Raw genomic sequence first — 7,860 nt, forward strand, 5'->3', positions numbered from 1 at the left:
CTACAGCGGCAGCGGCACCTAAGACACCGAATCCGCCATGCTCGGCGGAAACAGCAGCCTGAAGACCGTGGTTCCCMCGACTTCGGACTCCACCTCAACGTGCCCATGGTGCAAGTCCATGATGGACTTCACGATGGCCAGCCCGATGCCCGCTGACTCTCCCGAGTTGGCGCGGGCAGGATCGCCGCGAAAGAAGCGGTCGAACAGCTTGGGCAGGTGTTCCGGCGCGATGCCGGCCCCGGGGTTGCGCACTTCGATACGGCTGCCTGCGGGGCCCGTGCGCGCCGCCATCACCACCGTCTGCCCGGCGGGTGTGTAGCGGATGGCATTGGCCACCAGGTTGCTGACCGCGCGCCGCAGCAGCAGCGGATCGGCCAGCAAGGCGCCCCCGCCATCCACCGCGATCGCCACGCCGCTCGCCTCCGCCAGCCCCTCGAAATAGTCGGACAGCGCGCCCAGTTCGCGTGCCAGGTCCAGGCGCACCGGGTTGACCGCCACGCGCGCGTTCTCGGCCCGCGCGAGGAACAGCATGTTCTCGATCATGCGGGCGAGGCGTTCGTATTCCTCGATATTGGACGCCAGCAGCGCCTGGTATTCGTCGGCGCTGCGCTCGCTCGACAGCGCGACCTGGCTCTGCCCGAGCAGGTTGCCGATGGGCGTGCGGAAGTCGTGCGCCAGGTCCGCGGAAAACTGTGACAGGCGTTCGAACCCATCCCGCAACCGGTCCATCATCTGTTGCAGGGCCGCAGCCAGTTCCGCCAGTTCGGGCGGCAGCCGCGCCGGGTCGAGCGGCAACGCGAGCCGCCGCACCGTGACCGACGATGCCCCGGCGGCGATGCGCCGCAGCGGCGCCATGCCGGCGCGCAGCACCAGGTAGCCAAGCCCGGCCACGGCCAGCGTGCCCAGCAGCCCCGTCAACAGCAGTTTCGCGCGGTATGCGCGCAGCAACGTGGTGCGGGAGATGGCGGTCTGGTAGAGCGTGAAGGCCAGCGTCTGCGTGGCGGCGCCAGTGCCAGGCCCGACGGGGACCAGCGCCTGCACGCCGTGCACCGGGTAACCCTGCCGCGTGGTCCAGGCACGGATTGCTTCGGGCCCGAGCGGCGCAGCGGGCGCCACCGGCTGCAAGGCGGGCGGCCCTTCGCCGGCATTGGCCGCGAGCAGCACGGCGCCGCTGGCGGCGCGCACCACCAGCGCAAACTCGTCGTTGCCGGACACCACGCCCGCCACTTCGCGCCAGTCGCTGTCGGGCCGGGCACCCTGCTCCATCAGCTCGGCCCGCGCGCGCGCCACCTTGCGCAGCAGTTCCGCGTCGTCGCGCTCTATCACCTGCATGGCCAGCGCGCGGTAGAGGTAAGCGCCCGCGCCGCCGAACACGATCGCGGCCACCAGGCCAAAGGCTAGCGCCAGGCGGGCAGTGAGCGAGAGCCTGCGCATCAGGGTTCCCGGCGCTCCAGCACATAGCCCATGCCACGCACGGTGTGGATCAGCTTGGGCTGGAAATCGTCGTCCATCTTGGCGCGCAGGCGGCGCACCGCCACGTCCACCACATTGGTATCGCTATCGAAGTTCATGTCCCAGACGTGGGAGGCGATCTGGGTGCGGCTCAGTACCTCGGTGTGACGCCGCGCCAGGAAATGCAGCAGGGAGAACTCGCGCGGCGTCAGCTCGATGCGCCGGCCGGCGCGCGTCACGCGGTGTCGGATCAGGTMGATCTCCAGGTCTTCGATCTCGATGCGGTCGGCCTCGCGCACCGGGCCGCGCCGCAGCAAGGTGCGCACCCGCGCCAGCAGCTCGACAAAGGCGAAGGGCTTGGCCAGATAGTCGTCGCCGCCCAGCTCCAGCCCGCGCACGYGGTCCTCCACTTCATCGCGCGCGGTCAGGAACAGCACCGGCGTGTCCTTGTGCTCGCGCAGTTGCTTGAGCACGTCCCAGCCGTTCATGCCGGGCAGCATCACGTCAAGGATAACCAGGTCGTACACCACTTCCAGCGCCTGGTGCAGGCCATCGGCGCCAGTCACCGCCAGGTCGACCACGAAGGACGATTCGGTCAGCCCCTTGCGCAGGTACTCGCCAGTCTTGGGCTCGTCCTCCACCACCAGAATTCTCATGTCCATCCTCGCCTGGCCAGTACCGGCAGGGCGCGCTTCGGTCGCCTTGCATGCTCGGATGATAGCCGCTGGCGCGGTGCTCCTGAATGACAAATCTGTAATCGATTCGACAGCGTTACCGGCCCCCCCGGCTTCCTAGAATGCGGCCATCACTCACCGCGGACACCGCAAGAAAGCGGCCGTCGCTGCCCCCAACCCTCATCCCGGAGTGCACACCATGTGGATTGTCAGGCTCGCGCTGAGCCGCCCCTACACCTTTGTGGTGCTGGCGTTGTGCTTGCTGCTTGCCGCCCCGCTGGTGCTGCTGCGCACGCCTACCGACATCTTTCCGGCCATCGACATCCCGGTGGTCAGCGTGGTGTGGACCTACAACGGCCTGTCCGCCGAGGATATGGCGCGCCGCATCGTCACTGGCTACGAGCGCTCGCTGACCAACAGCGTGGACGATATCGAGCATATCGAGTCGCAGTCGCTCGCCGGCGTGGCGGTGATCAAGATCTTCTTCCACCCCGGCGCCGACATCAACCGCGCGATTGCCGAGACCTCGTCGGGCGCGCAATCGATGCTGCGCAACATGCCGCCGGGCACCACGCCGCCGCTGATCCTGAGCTACAGCGCCTCCACCGTGCCGATCCTGCGGCTGGCGCTGGCCAGCGACCAACTGCCCGAGCAGCAGCTCTACGACCTGGGCAACAACTTCATCCGCACGCAGCTGGCTACCGTGCAGGGCGCGTCGGTGCCGCTGCCTTACGGCGGCAAGGTACGCCAGGTAATGGTGGATCTCGATACGCGCGCGCTGCAGGCGCGCGGCCTGGCGCCACTGGACGTGGTCAACGCCATCAATGCGCAAAACCTGGTGCTGCCCGGAGGCACGGCCAAGATCGGCGCGCTGGAATACCGTGTCGACCTGAACGGCAGCACGGCCACCGTGGCCGGACTCAACAACCTGCCGGTCAAGAGCGGCCCCGGCGGCACGGTCTATGTGCGCGACGTGGCCCAGGTGCGCGACGGCTACGCGCCGCAGACCAACGTGGTGCGCCGCGACGGCAAGCGCGCCGYGCTGCTGGAGATCGAGAAAAGCGGCAACACCTCCACGCTGTCCATCATCGCCCAGGTCAAGGCCATGCTGCCGCGCATCATGGCCGGGCTGCCGTCTTCGCTGCGGGTGCAGCCAGTATCGGACCAGTCGGTCTTTGTTACCTCCGCCATCCACGGCGTGCTGCATGAAGCGCTGATCGCCGCCTGCCTGACCGCCGCGATGATCTTGCTGTTCCTGGGCAGCTGGCGCGCCACGCTGATCATCGCGATCTCGATCCCGCTCTCGGTGCTGGCCGCGCTGATGGCGCTCAGCGCGCTCGGCGAGACGCTCAATGTCATGACGCTGGGCGGGCTGGCGCTGGCGGTGGGCGTGCTGGTGGACGACGCTACCGTGGCCATCGAGAACATCACCCACCACCGCGAGCTGGGCAAGCCGCTGGAGCATGCGATCCTGGAAGGCTCGGCACAGATCGCCGTGCCCACGCTGGTATCCACGCTGTCGATCTGCATCGTGTTCCTGCCGATGTTCCTGCTCAGCGGCGTGGCGCGTTACCTGTTCGTGCCGATGGCCGAGGCCGTGGTGTTCGCCATGGCGGCGTCCTACTTCTTCTCGCGCACGCTGATTCCCACGCTCGCGCATTACCTGCTGCGTGGCGAACGCAATGACGAACACGACAACGCGGCGCAGGCGCGCGACCCAGGCCGCTTGCGTCGCGCCTGCGCGCGGCTGCAGGCGCGCTTTGAACGCGGGTTCGAAGGCGTCCGCACGCGCTACGCCGCTACCCTCGCCGCGGCACTGCGCCACCCCAGGCGGCTGGCCGCGGCCTTCCTGGCCTGCTGCGCCGCCTCGATGGCGCTGGTGCCCTTCCTGGGGCAGGACTTCTTTCCGAGCGTGGACAGCGGCGAGATCCGCCTGCACATGCGCGCACGCACGGGTACCCGCATCGAGGAAACGGCGCGCATCGCCGATGCGGTGGAGAACCGCATCCGCGCGGCCATCGGCCCGGACCAGGTGGCCGGCATCATCGACAACATCGGCCTGCCAGTCAGCGGCATCAACCTGACCTATGACTCCGCGCTGCCGATCGGCACCGCCGACGCCGAGATCCTGGTGTCGCTGAAGCCGGGCCATGGCGCCACGGCGGGCTATGTCGACGAGCTGGGCGCCCTGCTGCCCAAGGCATTCCCGGGCGTGAGCTTCTCCTTCCTGCCGGCCGACATCGTCAGCCAGATCCTGAATTTCGGGCTGCCGGCGCCGCTCGATATCCAGGTGGTGGGCAATCAGCTGGMAGCCAATCGCGCGGTGGCACAAAAACTGGTTGGCCAGTTGCGCGCGGTGCCGGGGCTGGCCGATGTGCATATCCAGCAACCGGACGACCAGCCCGCGCTGACGGTGAATGTGGACCGCACCCGCGCGCTGCAGGCCGGGCTGTCACAACGCGAGGTGGCGCAGAACCTGCTGATCTCACTCTCCGGCAGCGGCCAGACCTCACCCAACTTCTGGCTCAATCCGCGCAACGGCGTGAGCTATCCGCTGATGGTGTCGGTGCCGCAGTCCGCCATGGGCTCGCTGCAGTCGCTGTCCAACATTCCGATGGGACTTGGCGCCGCCACGCCAGACTCCGGCAGCGGCGGCGACCTGCTCGGCTCGCTCGGCAACGTGGTGCGGTCCAGTCAGCAAGGCGTGGTGTCGCACTACAACGTGCAGCCGGTGATCGACATCTTCGGCTCGGTGCGCGGGCGCGATCTTGGCGCGGTGGCGGGTGACATCGGCCGCATCGTCGATGCCGCGCGCAAGACGCTGCCACCCGGCTCCGAGCTGGTGGTGCGTGGACAGGTACAGACCATGCACGCCTCTTTCGCCGGGCTGCTTGGCGGCCTGGCGATTGCGGTGGTGCTGGTGTACCTGCTGATGGTGGTGAATTTCCAGTCCTGGCTTGACCCGCTGGCCATCATCGGCGGCCTGCCGGGCGCACTGGCGGGCATGGCGTGGATGCTGTTTGTCACGCGTACCACCATCAGCGTGCCGGCACTGACCGGCGCCATCATGTGCATCGGCATCGCCACCGCCAACAGCATCCTCGTGGTCAGCCTGGCGCGCGAACTGCGCGCGGCGGGCGTGGCGCCCCTCGAGGCGGCGCTGCAAGCCGGCATCGGGCGCTTCCGTCCGGTGGTCATGACCGCGCTGGCCATGCTGATCGGCATGATCCCGATGGCGCTCGGCGCGGGCGATGCCGGCGCGCAGAACGCCCCGCTCGGCCGCGCCGTGATCGGCGGGCTAGCCTGCGGCACCGTCGCCACGCTGGTGCTGGTGCCCACCCTGTTCGCGCTGCTGCACCGGTGGCTTGCCGCTCGTGCGCCAGCCCCCATCCCTGTCCCTGATTTGCATCCCGCTCTCGGTCTCGACCAGAAAGGCCCGGCATGACTCTCCCTGCTCCTCCCATGTCCCCATCCGGCGACGTCACCGCCGCCCCAGGCATGGCACCCGCGCGCACGCGCCGCCTGCGAACCAGCTTGCTGGTACTGGCCGTGCTTGGCGGCGCGCTGGCCGCCGGCATCCTCCCCAGGCTGCATGCCCATGCCACGCTGGCCACGCGCACCGCCGAAGCCCTGGCCACCACCGTCTCGACGGTGCGGCCTGCCAGCGCGCCGGCGCTGCAGGAACTGACCTTGCCGGGCGACGTGCGCGCCTTCCAGGACGCACCGGTCTATGCACGCGTCAACGGCTACCTGCGCCGCTGGTACGCCGACATCGGCACCCCGGTCAAGCAAGGCCAGTTGCTGGCAGAGATCGACGCGCCCGAGGTCAGCGACCAGCTGCGGCAAGCACACGCCGACGAAGCCATCGCCGCGGCCAACTACGCGCTGGCCAAAAGCACCGCCGAGCGCTGGCAAGACCTGCTCAAATCCCGCTCGGTGGCGCAGCAGGACACCGACCAGAAGGTGGCCGACATGCAGGCCAAGGCCGCCACGCTGGCCTCCGCCCGCTCCAACACGGCACGGCTGGCGCAACTCGCCTCGTACACGCAGATCCGCGCGCCCTTCGACGGCGTGGTGACCGCGCGCAACGTGGACACCGGCGCGCTGATCGATGCCGGCAGCGCCGGCGGACCCGGCCGGGAGTTGTTCCATCTCTCCGCCGGCACGCGGCTGCGTGTGTATGTGCAGGTGCCGCAGGATGCAAGCGGCATGGTTGGCCCGCAGATGCAGGCATGGCTGACGCTGCCGCAGTTCCCCGGCCAGCGCTTTGCCGCTGCCGTGGCGCGCAATGCCGGCGCCATCGACAACGTCACGCGCAGCCTGCGCGTGGAGCTGGACGTGGACAATGCGGGGGGACGGATCCTGCCGGGCGCCTATGCCGAGGTCCACCTGAGCGCGCCGCAAGCAAGGGCCGGCCTGACCCTGCCGGCCAACACGTTGATGTTCCGCCCGCAAGGCACCTGCGTGGCCGTGGTGGGCACGAACGGCAAGCTGGCGATCCGGCAGGTGACGCTGGGCCGAGACTTTGGCTCGCATGTGGAGATCACGGAGGGCTTGCAGGGCGGCGAACAGGTGGTGGTCAACCCCGGCGACGGCCTGCTGGCGGGCGATCGGGTCCGGGTGGCGGCGGATGCGGTGGATGCACCGGCCACGCCGGCCACCCAGCCGGCAACCACGGCCAGCCAGGCTAAGTAGGCCCGCCATGCAGACTCCCAAGCGTTCTCGTCAAACCCGCGTGCCTGCCGCCCGGCCACGCCGCCTGGCGGCGTCGCTCGCCGCGTTGGCGCTGGCAGCGCTGCTGGCAGGCTGCGCCACCGCGCCGGCCTATCAGCCACCCACGGTCGACACGCCCGCCGCATACAAGGAAGCCGGCGCCAGCGCCGCGCATCCGGGCGGCCCGGCGGGCATCGCGCCGGACTGGTGGCGCGTGTATGGCGACGCGCCGCTCAACGCGCTAGAAGCCCGCATCGACGTTTCCAGCCAGACGCTGCGCAAGGCCGTGGCCCTGCTGGAAGACGCCCGTGCCCAGGCCCGGGCCGCGCATGCGGCTTACTTTCCCACCGTCAGCGCCGGGCTGGGCACCAGCAGCAGCCATACCTCGGCCAATGTGGTTGGCCGCTCGCTGGCCGGCAAGACCGAGCCCGACCACCTGCTAGGGCTCACCGCCTCCTGGGAACCCGACCTGTGGGGACGCATCGGCAATGGCGTGGATGCAGCCGAGGCGCGCGCCCAGGCCAGTGCGGACGACGTGGCGGCGGTGCGCCTCGGCCTGCAGGCCGAGCTGGCCGCCGACTACTTCGGCCTGCGTTCGGCCGACCGGGAGATCGACCTGCTCAGGCGCACCGTCGACGCCTACGGCACGGTCCTGCAACTGGCCGACAACCGCTACCGTGGCGGCATCGCCACCGAAGGCGACGTGGCGCAAGCCAAGGCGCAGCTCGAGGGCACCAAGGCGCAGCTAGCCGACCTGCGCCTGAACCGCGCGCAGCTGGAGCATGCCATCGCCACGCTCCTGGGCGAGCCCGTAGCGCCCTTCTCGCTGCCGCCACTGGCCGATACTGCCGTGCTGCCCACCCTGCCGGCCATGCCCGCCGCCCTGCCTTCGCAACTCCTGGAGCGCCGCCCCGACATTGCCGCCGCCGAACGCCGCGTGGCAGCCGCCAATGCACAGATCGGCGTGGCCCGCGCCGCGTTTTTCCCGAGCCTGCTGCTCGCCGTCGGCGGCGGCCTGGAG

The 7,860-nt window shown here is 69.6% G+C and carries 5 protein-coding genes; 3 read left to right on the forward strand and 2 right to left on the reverse strand.

The annotated features are described in order from the left end of the window. Nucleotides 1-18: 18 nt before the first annotated feature. Entirely contained in the window at nt 19-1,434 is a 1,416-nt protein-coding gene (locus tag AC1DS3_RS27515) for a heavy metal sensor histidine kinase (protein WP_477128347.1), read from the reverse strand. After that, on the reverse strand, nt 1,434-2,108 hold the full coding sequence (locus AC1DS3_RS27520) for a heavy metal response regulator transcription factor (protein ID WP_477128348.1): 675 nt from the start codon (nt 2,106-2,108) through the stop codon (nt 1,434-1,436). Before AC1DS3_RS27520 ends, AC1DS3_RS27515 begins: the two co-directional genes overlap by 1 nt. A gap of 217 nt (nt 2,109-2,325) precedes the next feature. On the opposite strand from AC1DS3_RS27520, the gene AC1DS3_RS27525 reads away from it, so the two are divergent. The 3 genes from AC1DS3_RS27525 to AC1DS3_RS27535 form a co-directional block, all read left to right on the forward strand. Continuing rightward, a complete protein-coding gene (locus AC1DS3_RS27525) occupies nt 2,326-5,571 on the forward strand; it encodes an efflux RND transporter permease subunit (protein ID WP_477128349.1) in 3,246 nt (1,081 codons plus the stop codon). A gap of 17 nt (nt 5,572-5,588) precedes the next feature. Further along, nucleotides 5,589-6,821, forward strand: coding sequence for an efflux RND transporter periplasmic adaptor subunit (locus AC1DS3_RS27530; protein ID WP_441639926.1), 1,233 nt, complete (start codon nt 5,589-5,591; stop codon nt 6,819-6,821). Between the two features lie 7 nt (nt 6,822-6,828). Then, the coding region (locus tag AC1DS3_RS27535; RefSeq protein WP_477128350.1) for an efflux transporter outer membrane subunit at nt 6,829-7,860 on the forward strand (1,032 nt) is incomplete at its 3' end.

This window comes from Cupriavidus sp. 01L46, assembly GCF_056399905.1.

Coding starts and splice junctions, on each gene's coding strand:
- AC1DS3_RS27530 (WP_441639926.1), top strand. CDS start 5,589: ATGTCCCCATCCGGCGACGTCACCGCCGCCCCAGGCATGGCACCCGCG.